Genomic DNA, 24,324 nt, shown 5'->3' on the forward strand with positions numbered 1-24,324 from the left:
TATTAGAACGGATATCCTATCGCAAAATTCCAAACCAAATTATCGTTACCTCCTCCAAAAAAAGGAACTCGGCCACGTTCGTTTTTAGGTAAATAGGGAACGCGCCATGGCGAGGCTACATCCAACCGTATTACAAAATTTTGAATATCAACGCGTAGCCCCATACCAACACCTATCCCTAATTGGCTTGCCCAATCCGAACCAAAAGTACCTTCTGCGACGAACTCTTCATTAAATAGGCGACTTTCTTCTGGCTCCTCCAATGGTAATTCGATATCGTAGGTTAACCACACATTGCCCGCATCGGCAAAGAATGCCCCTTTAAGGTAGGACCAAATTGGAAATCGATATTCTAGATTCGCCTCCAATCTAAGGTTTCCGGACTGGTCAAAAAACGCACTGGAATTTTCACCGGTAGATTGAAAAGAACCAGGCCCCAAAGAACGTATCTGAAAGGCACGTACGCTATACGGACCACCGGAGAAAAATTGCTTTACAAACGGTAAGGTATTCGAATTTCCGAAAGGGATTCCCCATCCGCCATAGAGGCGACTTACCAATGTATGTTCCCTGCCCCATTTCCAAAAGTATCTAAAATCCGCGTCCAGCCGCGCATACTGCGCATATTCCAATCCAAAAATTTCGGTGTTATCACCGCTCAGTGCATTGAGAACATTACCTGCGATTTCGAAGTTGGTGGAAAAAAAGAAAGGTCTTTTTTTGTCCGCATCGACCAATTCGTTGTAGGTGAAACTATAATTGAGGCCTGATATAAACTGCTGTTCAAAACCGGTACGTAAAAAGGGATTCTGATTTAAGATTTCATCGAATGCATCCGTGGTGTTGGCGAGATTGGTGTAGTTGATACTAAAAGGATTCAGTTCATGATAGACGTACTTATTTGCATTCCAAGTATATCCAAATGAGGTGTTCACGGATGTTAAGGTATACAGTTGACTCCGGTTCAAAAAATCGGCTCCCAAAGCAATTTTTGTCTTTGGAACCGAGTACCGGAATCTACTTGGCGAAAATGGCACTAACCTGGGGAGTATCAACTCACTTTGTATACCTCCCGTAATACTATTGAGTCCGTTGTTGTTATTTCCTGTTAATTGCGATTCATAAGAAAAACTTCCGGTAATATTCAAGGTTTCCCCTCCGTGAAAAAGATTACGATTGCTATAGGTAAGCGCAATTCCCGGCCCTGTAAAACCGTTGGATTTGGTAATGGCCTGTAGCTCTGCACGCAAGGATCGTCTTGTTAACGGGGATAGAAAAATATCCACGTTTAAAAGGCCTGTACTGTCTTTACGAAAAACGGTATCCACTTCTTTCCATTGAATATTAGCGTATTTATAGCTCCCTATCGCCGAAAGCCGATTGCTCGTTAGCTTGGAAGTTTCCGCGTTGTATAGAGCCCCTTCTTCCATTAAAATATAAGGGAACAGTCTTTTGGGTTTGAAAAAATCGTCATCCTGTACAAAGTTGATTCCTTTATAGGTAACGTGCTTTTGTTTTGTAGTATCGTTGGTAACCCTATAATCCGGATACACGGTAATTTTATTGATGGAGTAGGGGTGCTTTGCTTTTGGGGGTACTTCTTTCTTTAAACGTAATAAAAGGTCGAAACCTTTGGTATTGTAGCGGTTTGTATCTGCCTCAAAAATTAAAAAATCGGGATTGAAGTTATAATATCCTTTTTGTTTCAATCGATTATCGATACGTTCACGTTCTATTTTTAGGAGAGAAAGATCAAAACGGTCTCCCTTTTTAATTGGGGTTTTGTTCAGGGTTTCCGTAATGGTTTGGTATACAGTTGAACTGTCGGTATCTACCTGATACGTTCGTAATACATAAGGTTTCTTTACTGTAGCGAGATATACTACCGTAGCATTATTTTTTGAACTGTCTATTTTGTGTTGAACGGTACTGTAGAAAAAACCTTTATTATCAAGTCGATTACGGATTAAATCCTCCATGCGAGTTGTATTGACATCGGAGAAATAAACAGGTTCTTCCCCAAATTTTTTACCCAACCATTTGTAAAGGAACCCTGGCCGTTCTCGCTGTGCCTTGTAATGAAAGTATAAAGGCGGTTTCATTCCCAAGATCCTTGTATTCGGCGTTGGTTGTAGTAGTCCCTGTAATTCGTTCCTGACCCTTTTAGTTGGGCCTATACTGTCATTTTTCACGAGTTGAATGTCGCTACCGCCATAAAGTAGTTCTCCTTCGGGAACAAAGCGTTGCACCCCACAGCCTTGCGATAGCAACAACATTACGGTCAAAATTACTAGGGCATATATGCCAGGCGACTTACTGTTCATTGCTGTCTTTTTTCTTTTTTTTAGATTCGTTTTTCTTCTTTGGTCCAGATACCGTGTTTTTTTCTAATGGATTGAACAATTCACTGAACGCGTTGAATTCCCTATTGAATATTAAGGCTAAGCCAGTGACCATAAGTTGCCCATCTATTACATTTACATATTGATTTTTTCGAAACCCTTTTAAACGGTATCTGCCATTTTTGGTTATTAGGTATTCTAGGCTTACGTTACCTATAATCGGTGTTTCTTCCTGTCCGGTTTGGGCACTTCCCTCCACATCAACCGCACTTCCTGCGGTAACGATCAATCTATCATTGAACAGCTTTTTACTGGCGTTGATATTCAACTGTGTTCGGTCTTGTGCGTTATCGCCCGTGTAATCGGTAAAACTGTCCAAATCAAAATCCAATTCAAAACCACTTTCGCCCAATACATCTTCGGAGAAAGAATTCAGTTCATTTGAAAGTACTTTATTGATATTGTTTCTTGCGAGTCCGGCAGCACCTCCGCTACTGCCATCACTTACCGTGTTCGGAAAGAATCGATTCAGTGCCAAAAGTGAAAATACCTGTTTGTTCAGTTCGGTTTCTTGTTCGTTCAATTGCTGTACCTTACCATAGACTGCGCCTCCCAATGCTCCTTTTGAGTTTTCGGGGATATCCAAATTGAAGGAAATTTCAGGGGAGGTAATTTCTCCATCTACATTTAGGTTCACTAAAAAAGGCAGAACCTGCTGGTATTTTGATGCAAGGCTTGTTTCCACACCGGAAGTCTCTGCCGCCATTAATGGAGCGGCTGAGGTTTCTAAACTATAGATAGCCGTAACATCGAGTTTCGCATCCATTGGATTGCCCTGCCATCGGATGGTACTGCCCGGTTCGATATTAAATTTTCTAGAAACCAAATTGTAGAGACTGGTACGGTAGTAGCCCTCCTTTAATTCATAGCTGCCTGTAAGGCCTACGCTCCCGTTCGGATTCAGATTTAAGTTTAGGGCGGCATCTCCGGCTACTTGCAGTATATCGCCCGTTCTTTCGTCCAACACTATAGTGAGTATGGCATCGTCGGCTACTTCCAGCAAAAGATTGATGTCGAAACCTTGAAGTATGTCAGGAGCGGAACGCTCGTCCTTTCTGGTTAATATGGCATCAGGATTTTCTCGATTAACAAAAATAACGACCCCGTCGCGCTCCTCAATATCCAGTTGTTCCTCGGGTACTACATATGTCAGTTCCGTTATTTTTCGAATCCTCAGTTTGCCCTGTAATTTAGGAAGGTCAAAATTTCCTTTCAAACGAATAGCTGCATCAATACTCGCCGTTCCATAATAAAGCTCGTTATCCTCTATGGAAGAATCCAACAACCGAAATTCGTTGGCCTTAAAATTAAGGTCAAAATTAGGATTCAAAAGTTGTTTAGTTCCTATGGTACCGTCCACTTTAAAGGTATCTCCCTTACGATCTTGAATCTCGAAGTCGCTTATGGTTACCATAGATTCATCGATAGCGATGGATTCGCTAACTACTTTAAAACTAGTATTTAGAGGAGTGATGTTAAGACCTGCGTCATGAAATGTGAGATTTCCTTCATACAGCGGGCTCTTTAGTGAACCATTTAGCTCGAACCTACCCGATAGAAAACCTTCGCCTTCAGAAAGTTTATCGTTAAAGAATCCTGAAAGAACGGTCGTTTCCATTTTTTTAAGATCTAGAATAAGATCTAGAACTGCACCCTCTGCTCTTGCTTTGTAGTTTCCATTGAGGTCTAGGTTAAGACCACCGTCTTTTACCGACAGGTCAATAGCATAGTCCGAAAACCCGTTTGAAGATGCATCTACCGATAAATTCCCCAAACGATTGTTTAATACGCCCAAATCATCAATTGCCAAATCGGCAACAAGGCCTATAGCCCCGAAGGGATTTTCTAGTATAAGATTGCCTTGTACCTTCCCCATAGCAAGCGATTCATCAGGGTTTAATACGCTTAAAAAAGCTTGAAGTTTAAAATTCTTAAAAAGCAACCCGATATGGTTCTTTGTACGTCCGGAAACAGCATCGGTCAATACCACTTCCTGATTTCCATTAGAAAATTGCATATTTTCAAAATGAAGGTATTTTTCGGCGAATACCAATTGATTATCCTTGGGTACCGACCACCTATTCCTATTGAGTACGAGTGAATCATGGTCAACACGAAGTAAAAGAGAATCGCCTTTCATGTGCAGTTGCGATGTAAGGCGCACTAATTTCTCGTTCTCGTCATTAGAGCTGAAATCCAATAGTAGTTTTTGATTTTGAAGTTTTCCTGTGAGGCTGGTCTTTTTGATATGCAACTTACTATATTTTAGAGAGGCAAAACCGGATGAAAATTTCAAGTCCGTGGCAGAGCCAACTATGGAAATTTGAAGACTGTCAAGGGTTCCGGCTTGGTATTGGGCAAAAGGAACATTCAATTCCGCTACCATATCTTCTTGTTGTCCATCAAAATTCACATTGACGGTAATCGTATCCAAACGTTCCAGACCTTTGAAGAACACTTCGGTCAATATTGGTTTTGGAGTTAGTTTGGCATTTAGTTGTAATGCTAAGGAATCACGCTCGATGGCAAGAGACTGGCTAGTCACAAAGTAGCCGTTGAATTGCTGGCGTAACGCTTTACTTATCCGATCAAGATTTCCATCGGCAAATAATGACCCATTAAGAAAATCACTTTTGATATTTGCAGTAGTTTTACTGGGGTTTACAGCGCCGTTGATAACAATATCCCCCGTTTGAAATTGTTCGTTGTCCAGAACCGACACACCATTTGAAATAACTGTTTTCAACTGGTAATTATCAAGGCTGCCTTGAAAATTTAGGTTCAGGTCAGCTCCTACCCGGATGTTTTTTTGCGCGAGTCCTAAAGCCTGTAATTCTGCACCTTGGAGATTGGTCTCGGATTGGATATCATAGTTGTTGGAACCTAACTCAAATAGTGTATTTGAGGTTAGATTAAGATGGTCATCTTCATACACTAACTTGAGGGCACCCTTGCCGTTCTGAACGGTTCCGTTGGCCGATAACGTATTAAACGAATATCCCTTAAAATCAAACTGAGATACCTTCGCTATTACGTCTGCACTGAGTTCATCAATTCGCGCTCCTGCTAATGAAGTTTCGGCTGTAACGGAGAGTTGTCCAAAATCGGGATTATTCAGTAATTTGCCCAATTGAAATTGTTCAACAGTAATTTGGCCTTTAATAAAGGGGGTTTTAGATAGGCCACAGCTTCCTTCAAAACTTGCGGAGCCAAAGCTGGATGCAAGTGTTACATTCGTGTTTAAATCAGTTATACGTCCTGAAAGATTTCCTGTCAGCTGTACGTTTTCAGGAAGTGTAAGTGATGCGTCTGTTATAGCTATAAACCGTGAAATATCCGCACGGCTTGATGTGGCATTGATCATATCAAAATCTATTCGTAGCGAATCTATATTTGTAATATTGTGCAGGGTTCCTTCCACGGCAAGCGCCGTATCGTTGCCCCAGCTCACTTTAGAATCTGACAAAAGCATCTTTTCCAAACTACCTTTTGCGACCAGTTGACCATCTATGGGATTCTGGCTAACGACACTAAGCATTGGATTGGTAGCCAAGGCCGGCTGAAATGTAGTTACATCGGCTATAGCTACGGTAAATGAAGGCAAACGAATATCAACGGCCGATTTTTCTGGGGTATTCATTACTTGTTCTAGGGATGAATAGTCGATTTGAACCGCCCCGTTGATATTGCTGTTAGAAGTTTTCACGGAAATATCCGAAATTTTGAGGCTTTTGTCATCCATTTGGGCCTGCAATCGAAATTCCTTTAAAGCAAACGCCTTTGACTTTTCGTAAAATGTGAATTGATTTATAGCTGCCGTTAGATTTTTTGGCCGGTAGGAGAAACTAGGAACTTTTAATCTGATTTGATGCGCGTTGAACACGTAGGGTTTTGCTCGTTTTTGCAAAGAATCAATACGGGGCGTTTGCAGTGTGAACTGATTATTGTTCAGTTTAATGTCAGTTATGTCTATACGATAATCCGGCCAAAGGAACGGCGTCGAAGGTTCTGGTTTTGAATTTTCAATGGGTTGGCGTTCTACCTTATCTATCACTAGACTGAACTTGGAATTCTCAAGGCTAAGTCCATCAACGGTATAGGAATTGGAGGCAATGTCCAGAACAGGAATTCCTAATACCATTTTTTCAACTTCAGCTTTCGTGTCCATCTTATTAGGAACGGATCGATACCTGGCCCGGAGGTTATCTACTTTTATTCGACTAAATTTTAATTGTGGTGTACTGCTGGTAGTATCGTTTTCTTGTATCGGAAACCCTTTTGTTTGGTGGTAGTCAATTTTGGAATCGGATAATGTTATTTCTTCGAAGTAAAATATATTGTTTTGTAAGTCGATGGTTTCCATCACGGTGTTCAATTGCCCAATTGTATTTTGGCTTTGAATACCAAGGAATTCATCCCTATAATTAACCTTAAAATTGCTCAGGTTTACCTTGCCAACACTTATTCTGAGAGGTTTGGAGTTTTCAGCCGTAGTTGCAGTTTCGGTAGGGCTGAACGCCTCTAAAAGAAAGATAAAATTAAAATCCTGATTGTCTTCAGCTCGTTCTATATTTGTAACTACGCCTTGCCAAGCTACATCTTCTACCTGTAAGGTATTTTCAAAAATCAATGAAGTAAGGCCAAGATCTACCTGTAAATTCTTGGAGTAGAGCAGGGTGTCCTTTTTCATATCCTCAATATAGAGTCCTTCTACTTCCAAATCACCTGAATAAGTTAGGAATAGCTTGTCAACGGTCATTTGTGTTCCCGTTTTATCCGTGATGTATGAAATGAGTTTGTCTACGATAATTCCCTGGCCCCAAGGGCTACGAATGAACAAAAGTATCAAAACGAAAAAAAGCAAAAACACCGCAAGAATTTTTACGATACGTTTTACGATGCGGTATGGAGATTTTTTTTTGCTCATTCAAGGGATACTGCGAAGGAGGTCAAAGTTGATAAAAAAGCAGTATTTAGAACTGTTTATCAAGATTAGTATCGCATAAATTTATTTAAGTGATGATTTTTATCAATTGGGTCAACGGACTTTTTGGTTTAATCTTACATTGGTACACTATAATAACGGTTAGATGGTGTTCTTTACATGCCATAACTACCAAATTAAATGATGATGAAAGGACCATTGCGAAAGATGAAAAAGAAAAAACGTCGTAGATATAACGTATTTATTATTGCAATTCTTTTAGCGGTTATCATTACGGCGTTTCTCATTCATACCTAAACCAGATTTTGGTATTTGCCACTTTTTAATTTCCAACTTCAAACGTATCGATCAGTTTATCCTAATGTTGTGGTTCATCGAAAGAAGTTTAACTGCTCTTGTTATCTGCATTAGCCCGTTGCGGTGCCTCTAAATATTCGTTGTGTTCACTTCCTTGCGCGAAGAGCGTGTTTTCTTCATCGGTAATTCACGTACTCGGGGTCAGATGAACAGTATCTCTTCCGGGGATATCTAAATCTTTTCCAGAAAAATCAATTCGCTCTTTTCTATTTTGTAGTAAACGGTCGTCACCGGGATCCATGCTCATACCTCTTTTGCGCAGCGCGTTCATATCCTCTTTTGTGATTTTTGAGTTGTATATTTCTTTTTGATTTTCTTTTTTTTGATGTTTTTATTTTCCATAATTTTTGTTTTAATATAATGTTTTTTGATAAAAAATGGTCTCGATGTTTTGAAGTATATCGAAACCATTTTTAACCAACCAAACTAAACCTTTTTACTTTTAGTAATTTAAGATAGAGGGAAATGTTAATTTGGTGTAACTCATTCGATTTCATTTTTGACGTTAAAACGAATTACCGGACACTTGTTTTTTTAACGAGCCCCTCGGTTTTTAAGAAAGAACCTTTAGGCTGGCACCCATCATTAAGATTTTATGATTACGGCTATTGATTCCAAACAATCTCGAGGTTAATAGGTTTTCATTTTCTCCTTATGCTTGCGCAACTGGTCTTCGAGGTCCCGAACAGTTTCCGAGATTGCGGATTCAAAGGTTTCTGCATTTGTAGATGCGAATATTCGCGGTCCCGGCATACTCAATCGGATATCGCAGATCTGCTCCTTGTCATCGGAACGGTTCTGGGTTTTGAAAAAAACATCGGCTCGATGGACAAAATCGAATTTTGTACTTAGATGTCCTAGTTTCTCTTTCGCGATGGCCTCTAGTCTGTCACTGGCGTTTACATCATGGTATTCGTATATTATTTGCATAGTTGTATGTTTTATTTTTATTCCCGAGGCGTTATGGCTTCTGGATTTTTTGGTATTCTTTAAATTCAAAAATTTAGTTTATGAAGTGGTTTAAGCTTTTCGCGATCAAGCGAATATTAATGATTTTTTGAACATTTGAAGACTTTTTTGAGTTGCATAGCATCGCTACGGAAGGAAAAAGAAACAGGGCCGAAACAAAAGCCGACAATTTGGCTTTTGAATGAGGAGCCAGCTGCAGCCCGCGGCGAAAAAGAGTAATTTTTTAGCGAACAGTTAAAGTTTAAATGACTTTTATATGCCATGTTAGTTTTTAACTAAAATGATAATCATTTTGAACGAACGGCGTCCAACAGTTCATTTTTAGAGGTAGACATGCCGTATATTTTTTCTTCCGGATCCATAATCTTAGTATCGCTTAAACTGCCAACATAAACAGAGTCAAAACCAATATCCTCTATTAGTCTTTTTAATATGGCTTTGCTTTGTTGGTCTTGTGCCGCATACGGAATAGCCAATTTATCCTGTGTTCTAAAAGCCCTATCACGTAAATGTTCCGCCTTAATCGAATTGAAGGCTTTGGCTGTGCTGGCCGTACTAAATTTCATGGCGGTATATTCGGAGGCATTATAATTTGCATTGCGCACTTCTTGCGCTATCTCGCCATCGCGTTCTGGATACGGATTAGTAGCATCCACAATAACGCTATTCGCATATTCTCCCGCGTAGAGTTCAGCTATGTTGTCAATAGCCTTGAAAGGCATAGACAAAAGATACACGTCTGCCTTAGCTTCAAAAGCACCTGTAATGCTGACCGCTTTTGCATTACTTCCGGCTTCTTTCACCAGATTACCCAATTCCTCTGGATGCCTTGAACTAAAAAGTACATCATAACCTGCTTTTGCCCAGTGCTTACCTAAATTTCCTCCAATGTTACCACTTCCTATAATTCCTATTTTCATCATTAGATAATTTTAATTACACACCCTTAAAATAAGAGTTTGTTAGATTTATTTCTTCTAGTGTTAAAGTAAGACGTCGTGGATGGATTTGTTAACTCCATTCCTTTATTCTTTGATGCAATAAATTAGCGTTGGTTGTTGGTCACAACTTTGAATCGGCTTGGCCATATTCGTTCTTATAAATACGGATAATAACCAGAAACAGGCTGATCAATAAAGGACCAAATATCAGACCTATAAAACCAAACAAAGGAACGCCGACCACAACGCCAATAAGCGTAATTAAGGGGTGAACATCATCTAATTTTCTTAAAACGAACAATCGAAATATGTTATCCGTGGCACCAATGGCTACGATACCATATATTAAAATACCCCACGCTCGCAGGGTTTGACCATTTGATAGTGCTAGAAGGAAAACGGGAATCGTACCCAATGCGCTTCCCACAAAGGGAATCATAGATCCAATAGTTACAACGGCTGCCCAAAAGAACGGGTCCGAAATACCGAAAACTAAAAATCCGATCAGTCCAACCAAACCTTGACCTAAGGCTACCAAAGGTATTCCCAAAGCGTTCGCTTTTACCTTTTCATTGGTTTCCGTACCAATGGTTTTTAAATTACCATCTTTTATAGGAATGTATTCGAACAAGGATGTTTTTAGCTTTTCTCTATTGGTCAGCATAAAGAATAACAGGAAGTACATGATCATAATAGAAATGATCGTATTAAATGTTCCGCCCGCGATACTTTGAAGATTATCGGATAGCCAAGTGGTAATGGCGGTAGTATCTATATTGGAGGTCATATCAATGTTAAAATAGGATTCCGCGCGCTGCAGTTGTTCTTTCGTAGCATCGATTACTTTTTGCGAATTATCAACCGCGTACTGTATTTTACTTCCCATCATAAAGCCCAAACCAACTAATGGGACTAGGATACATAAGAAGGACAGTGCCATTAAAAAAATAGCCGCCACATTGGCGCGCCAGCCTTTAGATACTAATTTCTCCATGGGTTTTCTAAGTAGTACGTAAATAGTGACCGCACCTAAAATACCGCTCAAATATGGTAACATTTCTTGAATTATGAGACCGCCAGTAAGAACGATTAGAAGCAGTACAAAAATTTGACGTATGATTTTAGGACTAATGGCTTTGTTCATTATTGCTATTGTTATAACCAAAAAAAAGGAATACTTCTGTATTTCTTGTTTTTGACATGAAATAGAGTACTGCTTTTATTTAACACAAAAGTCATGAACTTCCACCTTAAAGATTACCCCATAAAGAATTCAAATTACCTTGATTACGCCTTTAAGAACGAATTGTGTTAAGATTTAATCCTTAAAGGTTAATCCTATCCAACGAATTGAGGAATATTTGGAACAAAGCAAAAACGATGAAAAAATCAAGAATTTTTATTTTAGGATTAGTAGCCAGCTTATTGTTTTCTTGTGCACCAAGGATAGTCGGCACATGGACAGTCCAGAAGTATCAAACTACTACACCGGGAGAAGAATCCACTACATTGATCAATGTGGGGACCATGACTTTTAACAAGAATAATACGGGAGAGAAACAGTTGGATTATTCTGTATTGGGAATGCAAAAAACGGATAACGCTCCTTTTGAGTGGTCTTCCTCCGAACGGTTCATTACCATTGTTGGTGATAATACCGAACTTTCAAAAACATGGCTCCGTATTGAGGATAAGCGAAAATTTCAAAAACTACAGTCTACGGATGGAGCGAATACGGTACAAACGTTGGAGCTATCAAAATAGTTTTTCTGTTTCTGGTTTAAAAAAATATCAATGAATTAAAAAGGCATCTGGACTTTATCCAGATGCCTTTTTAATTCATTCTTTTTGACAGCTTACCTCTGTTGTTCCGTCGGCATAATGAACACGTCGTTGATGTTCGCACGTGCTGGTTGCGCTAGCGCATAATAAATAGCTTCCGCAATATCATCGGCTTCTAAAACGGTCATTTTTTGCATTTCCTTTAGCTGTTCCTTAATATCGTCATCGGTAATGGTATCCATCAATTCGGTGGAAACTGCGCCGGGTTCTATAGAGGTAACGTTAATACCATATTTAGGTGCCAATTCTTGACGTAATCCTTCTGAAAACATTTTTACGGCGGCCTTGGTGGCACAATATACCGCTCCACCGGGAAAATAGTTATGCGCCGCACTGGACGCAATATTTATAATATGTCCGCCTTTATTTTCGATCATCGTTGGCAAAACGGCAGCCACTCCGCTTAGTACTCCTTTAATATTAACATCGACCATTTTATCCCATTCATCGGTCTTTAGCTTTTTGACATAGGAAAGCGGCATTAAGCCTGCGTTATTAATTAGGGCATCTATGGTTCCGAATTCGGTTAGGGTCGTTTTGACCAGGTTTTCAAAGTCCTTTTTTTTAGTAACGTCGCCAGTAACGACCAATGCGGTTCCGTCGTTGTTCAGTATTTTTTCTTTTAATTTGTTAAGGCGCTCTTCCCGTCTTGCGGTGAGTACTACTTTGGCTCCTTTTTTCGCTAATTTTAAGGCCGTCGCTTCTCCTATACCGCTAGAGGCTCCTGTAATAATCACTACTTTATCTGTAATATCCATGTATTTTGTTTTTTAGGGTTTGTATTTTTCTGGAAACATATTGTTTCAACTAGGGCAAAGGTGTAGATTGGAAAGAGATTGTGTTAATTGCATCCATTTAAAAATTGACGGGTAAAAAATTGGTGGTACTTATTTTTTAACTGCAATCTCCGTGGGTTCGATTCCAGTTCCGTAGCGGTTGGCATATACATAAGTGAACTCTGCCCCAAAGAAGAGAATAAGGGAGGAATAAGAGACCCAAAGCAGTATTAATACAATTGTTCCGGCTGCACCGTAGGTAGAACCCGGCTCCATTTGTCCAAAATACAGGCTTAAACCTAATTTGCCAACAACGAATAAAATGGCGGTCAATACGGCACCGATCCATACGGTTTTCCATTTTATTTTGGCATCGGGCAGGTATTTGAACATCAGCGCAAACAATATGGATATAATTCCGACGGATACCATAAAGTCTAAGGAATACGCTAGGTAAACTAGGATATCCGGTAGCATTTTACGAATGTAGTTACTCAAAGCACTAATGGCGGCCGTTACGATAAAGCTGATAAGCAATAAAAAACCGATGACCAGTACAAAGGCAAAACTTAAGGCACGATCGGTTACAATCTTCCAGATTTTAGCCTTTGGGTTCGGCGCTATCTTCCAAATCTCGTTCAAGGATACTTTTAACTGATAAAACACACCTGTTGCACCAAAAAGCAAGGTGGCAATACCCAGAATAGTGGACAAGGTATTTTTATCCGAGCTTCTAGTTTCGGTAATGATGGTTTCTATAGAACTCGCCGCATCTTGCCCCAAGGCAGTCGTGAATTCTTCTGTGAGCTGCCCTTGTACGATTTCGTATCCCCAAATAGCGCCGATAACGTTAATGATAATGACCAATAAGGCCGGTAATGAGATTACTGCGTAATAGGCAACTACGGCACTTAGACGAAATGGATCATCTGCCATCCATGCTTTAAACGTTTTTTTTAAAAGGGATGGTAAATGTTTAATATGAAAGCTATTCGAAGTGTTGTTTGATTCCATTATACCATACTTTTAATATCATTTCCCCAAGAAGGATAGGTAAAAATCATTCGTTGCAGGACATCGGTGGTCATTCCTGTTTGGATGGCCATTGCAAAAAGATTAATGGTTTCCGCCGCGTTGGGCGAAAGTAAATGGGCGCCAACTATGACTTTGGTCCTTTTGTTGCTAATTATTTTATACACATAAGCCCTTGCGTTTATACGTTGGGCATTAAACCATTTTGGAACGGACGCATAATTAACCTCTACTTCTTTATACCTACGTTTGGCTGTTTCTTCCGAGATGCCTACGGATGCGAGATTGGGAAGTGTAAACACGGCAGAGGGCGTCATTGGTGTTCTTATTTTCTTTTTATTTCCTTGGAGGATATTTTCTGCAACGATAGCACCTTGTAAACCGGATAGGGGAGTAAGCGGCATACCAAAATTAGAAACATCGCCACACGCATAAACATTCGGGTTGGTTGTGCTTTGAAGGTATTCATTGACCTTGATTCCTTTTTTGGAGAAAGCAACAGCTCCTTTCTCTAAGTTCAGATCCGTAATCGCAGGAACTCTTCCTGCGGTATTGAAAACAGAGCGAGATTTTAATGTTTGTTCCTTACCGTCCTTGATGTAGGAAACTTTTAGATTTTTACGGAGTTTTTTTATTTTTTTTATTTCCGAATTAAAAAGGAACTGAATACCCAATTGCTCCGATGCCCTTGTAAGATGGGAGACCAAATCGGTGTCAAAGGATTTTAATGGTCGGTTCCCACGGTCTAAAATAATTACCTTGCTACCTGCTCTCGCTGCCATCTGGGCGAATTCCATCCCAATATAACCGGCACCTATAAATACAAGGCTTTTTGGTAGTTTTTTGAGTTTCAAAAAACCATCGCTTGTTTTAAGTAGGTTGTTACCCTCAAAATTAAGCCGTCTTGGTTGTAGTCCCGTAGCAACAACAATGTTATTTGCCCGCACGGTTTTACCTTCAACTAGTAATGTTTGCTCATCAATAAATTCTGGACTTTGATGGTATAGTACAATACCCAAGTCATTAAACCTACTTTCGGTACCGGGTGGCACTAATTTTGTAAACTTCCGTTTAAATTTTTGCAATTTTCCCCAATTAAGTTCGGGTACACCGGCAATACCTTTGCCATTTAAATTAGTCGTTGATTCCCAAGCCTCTGTAGCGCTGAATAATACTTTTTTAGGGTCACATCCTCTGTTGGCGCAAGTTCCTCCAAATGCGCGATTATCGGCTACGGCAACGGTAAGTCCGTTTTTGGCACAGGTTTCGGCAACGGTTTGTCCCGCACTGCCGCTACCGATAACAAATACGTCAAAGTTCTTTACTTCCATACGCTGCAATTTATTTTTGAATTCGTTTGACTCATTCTCACTTCTGTTTTTTCGAAAATAGTTCTTTCTACATTTTCCGGTGTATTGCTCGTTACCACAGCCAAAACATTCTATATGTTAAAAATTAGCGGCAAAAGCTCGGTAGCGTAATAGCGCTACAAAAAACACCCCACCAAAAGCATTACCCAAAAGGGCTGTTGTTTGGAATGTGAGGTAGGTGGTAATCGAAATATCGTCCGTGAATAAAAGACCTGCAAGTACTTCAATATTACCCACGATGCTATGGTGCAAACCTGCAAAACCTACCATAGCGGTAATCATATAAATAACGAATATCCTGCTGATGGTCTCATTGGAAGAGCTTACCAACCATGACAACAATGCCATTAACCACCCTGCAAGAATAGCACTGCCAAAGATAACAAGAGTGCTTCCTTTAGTCACATGTAGGGCTATTGAGGAAATTGTTCCTTGGGTAATCAAGCCCATGCCTGTTCCTATGAATCCCATAAGCACGGCGATTATAGCACCTCCCAACAAGTTTCCGGCGATAACGATTCCCCATAGCCTAAGAAGTTCTCCAAAAGTTCGTTTTTGATGTAGCACAGGCAAGGCCAATAGTGAGGTTTGTTCGGTAAAAAGGATAGAACGGCCAAGGACAACAATGATAAAACCAACGGGATATGCAAAAGCAGCGATATACGGAATCACTTCGTCTGACACTCTCTGGTGCAATATAGTGTAAACGGCCGCAATCAATAAATAACTGAATCCTATTTCCAAACCAGCGGTCAACGCACTTAAGAACACTTTGTTTTTCTCTTGTTCATAGGTTTCCATTCCTTCGCAAAGTTGGTCTACAAGAATTTTTTCTTGAGATTTCTGTTCTTGTGATTCGTTGTTTAAATCATCAACTTTTTTTTCGATATTTTTTTTTCTTGTTATTCATGATGTTTTATGGTCGCCAATTATAGTTGATGGTTATCGTATGGTGAAACTTTCGTAGTTGTTTTTGGGCTAATTATTTGTTCAAAACTTAATCTTTAAAATTCTCAGTGACTATTTTCTCTTCAACAACACCCAAATCGCTGAGGTGTTCCACTATTGCCTCTGTCATTTTTGGTGGTCCGCACACGTAAAAGTATCGTGAAACGTTGGTAATCATGGATTGTAAAAAGGGTTTGTCAATTCGCCCATTAGGATAATCTTTTGTCTTTTCTTGGGAAAGGATATTTAAGTAATGTCGACCTAAAAGCGTATCCAATCGCTCCTTGTAAAAAATATCTTTAGTGGTCTTGTTGGCAAATACCAAGGAATTTCCTTCGATTGCGTTCTTTTTTTCCAACGATTTCAAAATAGAGAGGAAAGGTGTTATTCCTGCGCCACCAGCTAAAAACATACCTTTACCCTTTTATTGGATAGCACCATAAGCCTCGTCTAGAATAAGTTCGTCGCCTTTTGTTAATTCGGCTAATTGCTCAGTAACGCCATCATGTGAAGGATATATTTTTATAACAAAATTTAAGTAGTCATCTGTTGGGAGACTGGTAAAAGTAAATGGTCTCTTTTCTTCTTTCCATCCGTCTTTGTTAATCGCCAGATCAGTTGCTTGACCGGGCTCAAATGAATAGCCTTTTGGTTTTTCTGTAACGATTTCAACAACGTCGTGATTGATATGTTTAATGGACTTTATTTTTACTATTTTTCTTTTCATATTTTTTAGCTTTCTGTTAACTCAAATTTTTTGAGGATGCATTGATGAGATTTATGTTACTTATAAAAAAACCAATTAGGAGACCTTGTCCAAGGCTTTACCTATTAGTTCGTTTCCCTCTATAATTTCAAAAGTCTGATTCACAGCTGCGTCATCGTGTAAGGATCGTACTAGAGTCTGAGCAACATCTTCCCTGCTAATGAACCCTTTTTCCATTAGTTTTTTCTCTAATTTAATAGTACCTGTACCTTTTTCATCGGTCAAGCTACCTGGTCGAACAATCGTGTAGGTCAAATTACTTTTCTTTAAATACTCATCTGCGTTATGTTTCGCTTGTAAATACTCTTTTAAATCCTCTGCCTCATTGGGGTTTTCTGCCCCAAGTGAGCTTAGCATTACAAACTTTTTGACCTTACTCTGTATGGACGCATCAATTAATTTCTTAGCACCATCTTGGTCTACGGCGACTACTTTTTTTCCTCCGGAACCAGCAGCGAAGATTACTTTATCCATGCCTATGGTTGCGTGTGAAATATCGTCCTCCAAGTCTGCCAGAACTGTTCCTATACCTTGATTTTTAAATTGTTCTATTTGCTCCTTCTTTCTTACCATTGCGAAGGGTTTAAAATATTGGGATGTATTAAGAAGATGAACTATTTTCCTACCTGTTGTACCATTGGCACCTGCCACTAATATATTTTCCATGTTTCTTTACTTTTCACAAATATGTTATTCTTTCCGCTTTTTGTTTGCTTTAGAAACATAGATTGTTAACTCCTTTGAGTTTAAGGAATAATTAAAAGTAAAAAGGAAAGAAAATCATAAGATTTGGTAGTAAGAATGATGCTAAGTGCTATTTAGCCCTGTGTTTAAATTCAAAAACGAAGAGATTAAAAGAATTCGAATTTGGTAGCATTTTATAGAACTCGTTCAGTACATTCCCTTCTTTTCAAAGAAAAATTACTAAACAGAGGTTCGCCCTTCACTCAACAAGTCTTGGGTATGGTTTCTTTTTTTGGTTCCTAAACGTATGCTTATCCGTTAACCGTTACCCTGGCATAAATTGTTGAGCAATTATCTTTTTTTGCTCTTGAGGAGTAAACCCAAAATAATACTGAAAATGTTGAAGATGTGTGCATAGTTGTCGTCTTTAAATATTGAACAATCAGTGAGACGAAAGTCAAATCAACTAAGCAAAACTTATGTTTAAGGAATCAATATATGAAACTGTGACCACAAATGTTACCATTTTTAAAAAATGCTACCGAACTGTGACCATTTAAAACCATATTATATCATATAAAATGATTTCCTTAAAAACAAAAAACCTTGCAAATCATAAGATCAGCAAGGCTTTGGTCTCGGATGGTCTCCGATTTGGTGACCTGGCTGGGGCTCGAACCTAAAGTTGTAAACCCAGTCGTAGTCGATACTTTGCTAATTTTCAAAATCGATGTTGACGATTTGTGAACTTTTATGATTGTAATTCAATTAACCTTCTTCCCTAAAGATAAAGTTTTAAAACAAGAAATATTGGTTAGTAATCTAAATTGTTGATGACTAGCTTATATATAAATTCGAATTTAGGATTACTTCATCATCTGCTGCACAAATAAAGTATATACCAAACTATACTTGTGGGTCCGATAGTTTTTTTCTGAAATTGAACATGAATAACTTCACCGAAGTTACCCTTTTGCTGAATAGGTTAGTCAAAGTTAAAAATGTGAGTTTTGCCCTATGTTCACTTTAATTCGCAGTAGGTGGTATACGATGACTTTTTTTTTGCATATTTACGAAGGCTATGTGTTTATCAAGAAGGAAATCAGACAAAGTCCTATTCGAGAAACACCTTTTGCCTAAAAAAATTAATAACGTAAATCTGAAGAACAAAATGCGTGAAATTTTGTTAAGAGTTACTAAACCTTGGAAATTAGGTTTAATACTTATTCCTCCAAATAATAATTAAGTTCAATATTTTATTTTCACATTATATAAATAAATCTTTAAAATTAATCTCACCTAAACGAGACATTATTTTATAATTGCTTATTGTTTTTCTTTTTGAATAAGTTCCAAGGTGTACTTCATTACAGTATCTACATCATTTAAGTAATCATGGATATCTTGAGTTACAAAATAATCTGGCATTATTCCTCTGTTATCAGGAAAGGAATCTGCAGCTGAGACATTCGTATATCTCCCAACAAGATAGAAAACTGATGTATTAGATAGTTTATAATGTCTTTGTCCACCAGTACAAAAGTGATTTCCTCCCATTTCTTCACCAATAATAGTTGCTAATTTCTTTTCTTTTATGTGAGATAAGATATGTGGTATTGTAGAACCACTTTCACCATCTACTAAAAAGTAAGTAGCACCTTTATAGCGGTTTTCTAGAGGTTCAAATGACTTATTAGCAATATTTGCTCCTTCAGAAAGTTTCTTGTAGATAAATGCATCTTTGACTAAGTACCTCAATAAATAAATACCTGTGTTTCCTGGGCCTCCGCCATTAGAGCGCATATCTATAATTAGATTTTTAATTTCTTTTGAATGTATTTCCTGAAAACTTTTATCCAAAAAATCTTTATAAATAGAGAATCTACTCCCATAATAATCACCAGTATTAATAATGGTTAAAACAGCTGTGTCATCATTGACAATATCTAAACACAAATCTTTACTATCACATAAATTAGTGGGATAATGCCTTGGTGGATAGTTGTATGTTTTTAGCTGTTCTAATCTTATAGGATTTTTCTCTCCATTGATTGTAATAGTATAATTTTTAGGGAAATTTAGTGCATATGGGATGTATGAGTTCATATAACTATTAAAAAAGATAGTTTTTGTCGTTTCTATATGTCCTTGGGATGATATATGCTTAAAAATTTCTTCTTTAAGGTCTTTAAATTTTACTCCATTTATTGTTAATATTTCACTTCCTTTTTTGAGATTTTCATTAATTAATGGATTTGTAATAAAAAATTTATCATCAATTAATCGTCCTTCCAGCGGAAAGAATAATTCTTTAGGTAACATTTCTCTTTCTTGATTAAAATAGCCTAATCCAGAATGGACACAGTTTATATTGGCAACTAATTCGCTACAATGCCAAATGAATTCGCTGTACGTTGTTTTATTTGTAACTAATTCCTTTTTTTCTTTAACAACATTCCAAAAATCTTTTTTAGACATAAATTTATAGGGATGAGGATTTGCTGTCGTTAACTTTTTTGCGAGTTCATCTATGTCTTCTAAATATTCCTTTTTAGAATATATTTTAAGGAATTTGTTTCTATCTCTGTTATTATTTTCAAAACCTACTATAATGCGATCAGCATTTTCGTTTTTAGGATCTAACTCATACGATTTTTTGTAGTTTTTTATAGCTAATTCTTCATTATCGTTTAAAAGGTAAGCTTCACCTAAACTATCATAAGGATTCGCTGAATTTGGAAATTCATTAACTAACAACTTAAAAATTTCAATAGCATCGTTAACTCTATTTTCACCTAATAATTTATAGCCTAAATTGTTTAATTCATTTTCATCATCAAAATTATATGCTTTGGTATTTTCTTTTTTTAATTTTTTATAATGGATAATTGCTGAATCAATATCGTTATAGGAATATTCAATAAGTGCTTTACCAATAGATTTTTTAGTTTGAGATTGACAGCAAAAAAAAAATGTTGCTATAGAAAATAATAAGATTAATTTATTCATTAATGTAGTTTTTTTACAATGTTATGACGATACAATGAAAAAGTAAAGATGGAAGTGCTCTTAATTTGTACTGATTTATAAAAAAGAACTTATAATTGTGACTTAAATTTTGCAGGTGTAGTATTCGTTACTTTTTTAAAAGCATTGTAAAAAGCTGATTTAGAATTGAATCCGCTTTGATTACCTATCGCTTCTATTGTGTACAAAGAGTTATTCTTAATTAATTGTTTTGCTTCTTCAATTCTATATTCATTAATCAATTCAGTAAAATTTTTGTCTAATTTATCATTAATCAATTTGGATAATTCGTGATTAGTAACACCTAATTCTTTAGCTACTTCTGATAGTTTTAACTCTGGATTTGTAAATAATTTTTTATCAATAATAATGGAATTCAATTTTTTAATAAGAAACATACTTTTTTCAGAATGTGTTATGTTCTTTTTCAATTTTGTTTTTTCAAAAATCGTTGAAGCTATTTTCTTTTTGAAAAGAAAAAACAAAAAGCATCCATAAAATAGTATTGAAAATATGATTGAACCTCCCACAAAATAATCAAAGGAAACAAATGTGAAGAATGTCCAAACAATTAGTATGGCTATTGTTAGAATTGAAAGCCATTTAATATTTAGGGATTTTTTATAATTTAATTTAATAAAAACACCAGAAATTAATATAAAAACCAACCACTGTGCATTTATGATTGGTAAAATGATTGTTTTGTAAAATTCGTGATAGTCTTTAAAAGGAACAAGAAACATTAAAAAAACAATGAAACAAACCCAGATTGCAATATGAGATTTCCAATGTTTTATCCAAAATGATTTAGGTTTAAGAATGCTTAATGTATAACTAAAAAATAGTGGGCCTATTAGTAAAAAAAAAGATGGTCCAGACTGTAAAAACCAAATAGGTTCTTCAGTAGAGAAAGCATAGAATAACGACTTTAAAACTCTTAAGCTTAATATCAATAGAAATAATCCAAAAAGTCTATTCTCCAATTTGGAGTAAGATTTATTCAAAATTAAATTGAATGCTATGATGAGACCATTAAACGCCCCAATAGCTCCAAAGAAAAACAATATTTGAGATAGATAATTCAACAATTCAAATTTAGAAATTTCTTTGATTGTTGAAATCATACAAATTATATTCATAGCTATCTTCTATCCTCAAACTATTTATTGTGCACTTCAAATTCATAAACCTTTCCATTTGGTATCTAAAAAATTGTTCCTTTTTGATTTCTGAGTAACATGGGTTCTACTTGACTTAAAAACCCAATTATTTCAGGTTTAAGAAAGTTTTTAAAAGTTTATTATAAATTTTGTAACCTTATTTAATTGACAATAATCATATAGATATAACTTTTAAAACATAAAACAATGAATGAATTTCTATTTGGACCTGGAATTGTATTAATGGCATTATTTGTTGCTGCAGGATATACCATATACACTTTTATTAAGGCATCGCATTTAGAGCGTATGGCCAAAATTGAAAAAGGTATTGATACCAACTTGCCTTCTAACAACCGGTACCTAGAATTAAAATTAGGAATGTTAATGATAGGAATTTCTTTTGGATTGTTTTTAGCATATCTAATTGAAAAAACAATGAAGATTGATGAGATTGTTTTTTACCCTTCCTTTATGTTGTTATTTGGTGGTTTAAGTTTAATCTCATCATTTTTCTGGACTAAGAGATTACAGAAAAAAAAATAACCCTTTATGGATACCCATTACATAAATGAGGTTTTAAAGGGGGATACCAATGCCTTTGGTTACTTCATAAGAACATATCAAAATAAAGCTTTTGGTTTGGCTATCGCAATTGTGAAACGAGAGGAAGAAGCAAAAGATATAGTTCAAGATAGTTTTATTACAGCCTATTCTTCGCTAGAGAACTTTCGAAATGACTCAAAATTTTCCACTTGGTTTTACCGTATTGTGGTAAATAAGGCATTACAATTCATAAAAAAAGAAAAGCGGAAAGATGAAGTAGTGGAAGAATACTCCATTCTGGAAAATGAAAAAACTGCGCTCAATAATGCCATTAGGCAATTAGAGAAGCAAGATTTAAAAAAATTAATAAAAAGAGTGTTTGAAAAAATACCTGCAAAAGAAGCTTTGGTTTTGCAATTGTATTATATAGATGAACATAGTATTCTTGAAATTAAACAAATAACGGTATTTACCAAGACGAATATAAAAGTCCTTTTACATAGAGGAAGAACAAATTTCTACACGATACTAAAGAATGATAAAATAAAAAAGCCCTATTAAAATGGAAGATAAAGACGACTTAAAAGAAATCTTAGGTGATATAGACCAAGTCAATGAACCCATTGATTTAGAAGAAATTATTTTGAATAATATACAGAAAGAAGAACAGTCAAAAGCTCAAATAGCCTACTACAAAGCACAAGGCATTAAAGCTTTAATTATGTCTGGTATTTTGATTATGGTTCTTGCAACATTTTTTAGCCTACCCAGCAGTATTGGCTCGTTTGAATATTCAATTATAACATATACATCCATAACCATAACATTATTTGTTCTGTTCATTCAACTTGAAATGGGCAAATCAAAAATATTTAATAATCTAAAAAATAATGTCTCATGAAATATATAGAGCGAATTAATAGAATAAAAATAATAAGTAATTACGTTAATGCGACTTCATTGACAGTGCTATTGATACTCATAACAAACCTTGGAGTAAATGCTCAAATAAAAGCAAATCAAATTGATAGCATAGTTAATAAAGCAATTAATACACTTGATAATACTGTGGGGTTTGCAATTGGTATTGTCAAAGATGGTCAGATTGTTCATGTAAAAGGGTACGGTTTAAATTCTATTGATTCAAAAAAGGCGGTAACAGCTGATACTCCATTTGGCATCGCCTCTAATTCAAAAGCTTTTACCTCAGCTGCTTTAGCCATTTTAGTAGAACAAGGAAAAATTAAATGGGAAGATAAGGTGATAGATTTTATTCCTGAATTTAAAATGTATAATGATTATGTCACTAACAACTTTAACATTCAAGACCTTTTGACTCATCGCAGTGGTCTGGGTCTAGGAGCAGGCGACCTTATGCTTTTTCCAGATGGTTCTAATTTCACAATAGATGATGTGCTAACTTCATTTCAATACTTTAAACCAACGACTCCATTTAGGACAAAGTTCGATTATGACAATTTATTGTATTTGGTAGCAGGAGAACTTACGGCAAGAGTTACTGGAAAATCCTGGGAAGCATTTATAAATGAAGAAATATTGAAGCCCTTGGGTATGGAGCATTCATATTCAAGTTATGGTAAGGCATTTAAAAATGATGAAATTGCCGTGGCACATTCATTTGATGGTAAATCGTTGAATGCAATACAAAAACCGAAACATGATTTAAATGCCAATACAAAACGTAAAATGAATGGAGCCGCAGGCGGAATTTGGGCAAGTGCAAATGATATGTGTAAATGGATGCTGGTACAATTGAACAAAGGAAAATATGGTCCTGATTTGGACAAAACCTTATTCTCAGAAAATCAACATCAAGAAATGTGGCGTGTTCATACCCCTATGAATAAGCAATCAGACCCTAGGTCTCCTTTTAAGTCACACTTTTCTGGTTATGGTTTGGGATGGTTTTTATCAGATTTTAACGGGTTTTTCAAAGTGGAACACTCAGGATTAATAGCTGGCATGTCATCAGAAGTTACTTTGATTCCAGAATTAGAACTAGGTATCGTTGTTCTGAACAATTCTGAAGGTGCTGGTTTCTTAAATGGTTTAATGGGCTTTATTCTTTTAGATGAATATTTAAAATTAGAAACAGGAATTAATTGGTTGGAAATGGCTAAAGGTATGCAACAGGGAGGGCAGCAAATGGGAGACCCTGACACTGAAAAAGTCTGGATTCAAGTTAAGTCTAATAAAGATATAAAAATTAAAAAGAACAACTTTATTGGAATTTATAAGGACGCCTGGTTTGGTAAAGTCGAAATTTCTGATAAAGATGGGGAACTATGGTTCAAATCAAATAAATCACCAAGATTAAGCGGTAAAATGCAATTTTATGACAAAAATACTTTTGCCATACAATGGGAGTATCAAGATATGAAAGCAGATGCCCTTGCTATTTTTTCAATGGGCAAAGATGGTAAGGCTCAGAACATTAAAATGAAAGGAATTTCTCGTTTCATCGATTTTAGTTTCGATTTTCAGGATTTGGATTTAAATAGAGTTATACAAACTCCAATTATAGATTAAAATCCTGAC

The 24,324-nt window shown here is 36.6% G+C and carries 20 protein-coding genes; 5 read left to right on the top strand and 15 right to left on the bottom strand.

Going from position 1 to position 24,324, the window contains the following annotated elements:
* Window positions 1-2 precede the first annotated feature (2 nt).
* The 6 genes from tamL to ACFQZJ_RS13080 form a co-directional block, all read right to left on the bottom strand.
* Window positions 3-2,324, bottom strand: coding sequence for a translocation and assembly module lipoprotein TamL (gene tamL / locus ACFQZJ_RS13055; protein WP_379935120.1), 2,322 nt, complete (start codon window positions 2,322-2,324; stop codon window positions 3-5).
* Window positions 2,314-7,329 (bottom strand): translocation/assembly module TamB domain-containing protein, encoded by a 5,016-nt coding sequence (locus tag ACFQZJ_RS13060; protein ID WP_379935121.1) that lies wholly within the window; start codon window positions 7,327-7,329, stop codon window positions 2,314-2,316. The genes tamL and ACFQZJ_RS13060 overlap by 11 nt, the downstream gene beginning before the upstream one ends.
* A gap of 502 nt (window positions 7,330-7,831) precedes the next feature.
* Window positions 7,832-7,975: a hypothetical protein gene (locus tag ACFQZJ_RS13065; RefSeq protein ID WP_379935123.1), complete on the bottom strand. Its 144-nt coding sequence runs from the start codon at window positions 7,973-7,975 to the stop codon at window positions 7,832-7,834.
* Window positions 7,976-8,334: 359 nt separating this feature from the next.
* A complete protein-coding gene (hpf, locus tag ACFQZJ_RS13070; protein WP_379935125.1) occupies window positions 8,335-8,634 on the bottom strand; it encodes a ribosome hibernation-promoting factor, HPF/YfiA family in 300 nt (99 codons plus the stop codon).
* 326 nt (window positions 8,635-8,960) lie between these two features.
* Entirely contained in the window at window positions 8,961-9,596 is a 636-nt protein-coding gene (locus tag ACFQZJ_RS13075) for an NADPH-dependent F420 reductase (RefSeq protein ID WP_379935126.1), read from the bottom strand.
* A 139-nt stretch (window positions 9,597-9,735) separates the two neighbouring features.
* The gene (locus ACFQZJ_RS13080) at window positions 9,736-10,758 is read right to left on the bottom strand and encodes an AI-2E family transporter (RefSeq protein ID WP_379935127.1); all 1,023 of its coding nucleotides are present in this window, start codon (window positions 10,756-10,758) and stop codon (window positions 9,736-9,738) included.
* Between the two features lie 236 nt (window positions 10,759-10,994).
* On the opposite strand from ACFQZJ_RS13080, the gene ACFQZJ_RS13085 reads away from it, so the two are divergent.
* Window positions 10,995-11,378, top strand: a complete 384-nt coding sequence (locus ACFQZJ_RS13085; RefSeq protein WP_379935128.1) for a hypothetical protein — start codon at window positions 10,995-10,997, stop codon at window positions 11,376-11,378.
* Between the two features lie 92 nt (window positions 11,379-11,470).
* Here ACFQZJ_RS13085 and ACFQZJ_RS13090 read toward each other — a convergent pair whose 3' ends face one another.
* From ACFQZJ_RS13090 to ACFQZJ_RS13130, 9 genes are all read right to left on the bottom strand, one after another.
* On the bottom strand, window positions 11,471-12,214 hold the full coding sequence (locus ACFQZJ_RS13090; RefSeq protein WP_379935129.1) for an SDR family oxidoreductase: 744 nt from the start codon (window positions 12,212-12,214) through the stop codon (window positions 11,471-11,473).
* A 129-nt stretch (window positions 12,215-12,343) separates the two neighbouring features.
* Window positions 12,344-13,246, bottom strand: a complete 903-nt coding sequence (locus tag ACFQZJ_RS13095; protein ID WP_379935131.1) for a YihY/virulence factor BrkB family protein — start codon at window positions 13,244-13,246, stop codon at window positions 12,344-12,346.
* Window positions 13,246-14,595, bottom strand: coding sequence for a dihydrolipoyl dehydrogenase family protein (locus tag ACFQZJ_RS13100; protein WP_379935133.1), 1,350 nt, complete (start codon window positions 14,593-14,595; stop codon window positions 13,246-13,248). Before ACFQZJ_RS13100 ends, ACFQZJ_RS13095 begins: the two co-directional genes overlap by 1 nt.
* A 117-nt stretch (window positions 14,596-14,712) precedes the next feature.
* Window positions 14,713-15,435 carry a formate/nitrite transporter family protein gene (locus ACFQZJ_RS13105; RefSeq protein ID WP_379935134.1) on the bottom strand — a complete coding sequence of 241 codons (723 nt, stop codon included), beginning with the start codon at window positions 15,433-15,435 and terminating at the stop codon, window positions 14,713-14,715.
* Window positions 15,436-15,631: 196 nt separating this feature from the next.
* Window positions 15,632-15,994, bottom strand: coding sequence for a hypothetical protein (locus ACFQZJ_RS13110; protein WP_379935136.1), 363 nt, complete (start codon window positions 15,992-15,994; stop codon window positions 15,632-15,634).
* A 12-nt stretch (window positions 15,995-16,006) separates the two neighbouring features.
* The gene (locus tag ACFQZJ_RS13115) at window positions 16,007-16,309 is read right to left on the bottom strand and encodes a hypothetical protein (RefSeq protein WP_379935137.1); all 303 of its coding nucleotides are present in this window, start codon (window positions 16,307-16,309) and stop codon (window positions 16,007-16,009) included.
* A 75-nt stretch (window positions 16,310-16,384) separates the two neighbouring features.
* Window positions 16,385-17,014 carry an SDR family oxidoreductase gene (locus tag ACFQZJ_RS13120; RefSeq protein WP_379935139.1) on the bottom strand — a complete coding sequence of 210 codons (630 nt, stop codon included), beginning with the start codon at window positions 17,012-17,014 and terminating at the stop codon, window positions 16,385-16,387.
* Window positions 17,015-18,358: 1,344 nt separating this feature from the next.
* A complete protein-coding gene (locus ACFQZJ_RS13125; protein WP_379935140.1) occupies window positions 18,359-20,041 on the bottom strand; it encodes a S41 family peptidase in 1,683 nt (560 codons plus the stop codon).
* An 89-nt stretch (window positions 20,042-20,130) separates the two neighbouring features.
* Window positions 20,131-21,183 (bottom strand): helix-turn-helix domain-containing protein, encoded by a 1,053-nt coding sequence (locus ACFQZJ_RS13130; protein ID WP_379935141.1) that lies wholly within the window; start codon window positions 21,181-21,183, stop codon window positions 20,131-20,133.
* 243 nt (window positions 21,184-21,426) lie between these two features.
* On the opposite strand from ACFQZJ_RS13130, the gene ACFQZJ_RS13135 reads away from it, so the two are divergent.
* Genes ACFQZJ_RS13135 through ACFQZJ_RS13150 form a run of 4 tightly spaced genes read left to right on the top strand, consistent with a single transcriptional unit; the run spans window position 21,427 to window position 24,315 of the window.
* Window positions 21,427-21,765 carry a DUF6249 domain-containing protein gene (locus ACFQZJ_RS13135; protein ID WP_379935142.1) on the top strand — a complete coding sequence of 113 codons (339 nt, stop codon included), beginning with the start codon at window positions 21,427-21,429 and terminating at the stop codon, window positions 21,763-21,765.
* A 6-nt stretch (window positions 21,766-21,771) separates the two neighbouring features.
* Window positions 21,772-22,326, top strand: a complete 555-nt coding sequence (locus tag ACFQZJ_RS13140) for an RNA polymerase sigma factor (RefSeq protein ID WP_379935143.1) — start codon at window positions 21,772-21,774, stop codon at window positions 22,324-22,326.
* Between the two features lies 1 nt (window position 22,327).
* The gene (locus ACFQZJ_RS13145) at window positions 22,328-22,666 is read left to right on the top strand and encodes a hypothetical protein (RefSeq protein ID WP_379935144.1); all 339 of its coding nucleotides are present in this window, start codon (window positions 22,328-22,330) and stop codon (window positions 22,664-22,666) included.
* On the top strand, window positions 22,663-24,315 hold the full coding sequence (locus ACFQZJ_RS13150) for a serine hydrolase (protein WP_379935145.1): 1,653 nt from the start codon (window positions 22,663-22,665) through the stop codon (window positions 24,313-24,315). The genes ACFQZJ_RS13145 and ACFQZJ_RS13150 overlap by 4 nt, the downstream gene beginning before the upstream one ends.
* The last annotated feature ends 9 nt before the right edge of the window (window positions 24,316-24,324 follow it).

This window comes from Maribacter chungangensis (assembly GCF_042676845.1).
GTDB classification, from domain to species: domain Bacteria; phylum Bacteroidota; class Bacteroidia; order Flavobacteriales; family Flavobacteriaceae; genus Maribacter; species Maribacter chungangensis.

Bases quoted from the DNA above. Each gene is read 5' to 3' on its own strand.
- tamL (WP_379935120.1), bottom strand. From the start codon at position 2,324: ATGAACAGTAAGTCGCCTGGCATATATGCCCTAGTAATTTTGACCGTA.
- ACFQZJ_RS13060 (WP_379935121.1), bottom strand. From the start codon at position 7,329: ATGAGCAAAAAAAAATCTCCATACCGCATCGTAAAACGTATCGTAAAA.
- ACFQZJ_RS13065 (WP_379935123.1), bottom strand. From the start codon at position 7,975: ATGAACGCGCTGCGCAAAAGAGGTATGAGCATGGATCCCGGTGACGAC.
- hpf (WP_379935125.1), bottom strand. From the start codon at position 8,634: ATGCAAATAATATACGAATACCATGATGTAAACGCCAGTGACAGACTA.
- ACFQZJ_RS13075 (WP_379935126.1), bottom strand. From the start codon at position 9,596: ATGATGAAAATAGGAATTATAGGAAGTGGTAACATTGGAGGAAATTTA.
- ACFQZJ_RS13080 (WP_379935127.1), bottom strand. From the start codon at position 10,758: ATGAACAAAGCCATTAGTCCTAAAATCATACGTCAAATTTTTGTACTG.
- ACFQZJ_RS13085 (WP_379935128.1), top strand. From the start codon at position 10,995: ATGAAAAAATCAAGAATTTTTATTTTAGGATTAGTAGCCAGCTTATTG.
- ACFQZJ_RS13090 (WP_379935129.1), bottom strand. From the start codon at position 12,214: ATGGATATTACAGATAAAGTAGTGATTATTACAGGAGCCTCTAGCGGT.
- ACFQZJ_RS13095 (WP_379935131.1), bottom strand. From the start codon at position 13,246: ATGGAATCAAACAACACTTCGAATAGCTTTCATATTAAACATTTACCA.
- ACFQZJ_RS13100 (WP_379935133.1), bottom strand. From the start codon at position 14,595: ATGGAAGTAAAGAACTTTGACGTATTTGTTATCGGTAGCGGCAGTGCG.
- ACFQZJ_RS13105 (WP_379935134.1), bottom strand. From the start codon at position 15,435: ATGGAAACCTATGAACAAGAGAAAAACAAAGTGTTCTTAAGTGCGTTG.
- ACFQZJ_RS13110 (WP_379935136.1), bottom strand. From the start codon at position 15,994: ATGTTTTTAGCTGGTGGCGCAGGAATAACACCTTTCCTCTCTATTTTG.
- ACFQZJ_RS13115 (WP_379935137.1), bottom strand. From the start codon at position 16,309: ATGAAAAGAAAAATAGTAAAAATAAAGTCCATTAAACATATCAATCAC.
- ACFQZJ_RS13120 (WP_379935139.1), bottom strand. From the start codon at position 17,014: ATGGAAAATATATTAGTGGCAGGTGCCAATGGTACAACAGGTAGGAAA.
- ACFQZJ_RS13125 (WP_379935140.1), bottom strand. From the start codon at position 20,041: ATGAATAAATTAATCTTATTATTTTCTATAGCAACATTTTTTTTTTGC.
- ACFQZJ_RS13130 (WP_379935141.1), bottom strand. From the start codon at position 21,183: ATGATTTCAACAATCAAAGAAATTTCTAAATTTGAATTGTTGAATTAT.
- ACFQZJ_RS13135 (WP_379935142.1), top strand. From the start codon at position 21,427: ATGAATGAATTTCTATTTGGACCTGGAATTGTATTAATGGCATTATTT.
- ACFQZJ_RS13140 (WP_379935143.1), top strand. From the start codon at position 21,772: ATGGATACCCATTACATAAATGAGGTTTTAAAGGGGGATACCAATGCC.
- ACFQZJ_RS13145 (WP_379935144.1), top strand. From the start codon at position 22,328: ATGGAAGATAAAGACGACTTAAAAGAAATCTTAGGTGATATAGACCAA.
- ACFQZJ_RS13150 (WP_379935145.1), top strand. From the start codon at position 22,663: ATGAAATATATAGAGCGAATTAATAGAATAAAAATAATAAGTAATTAC.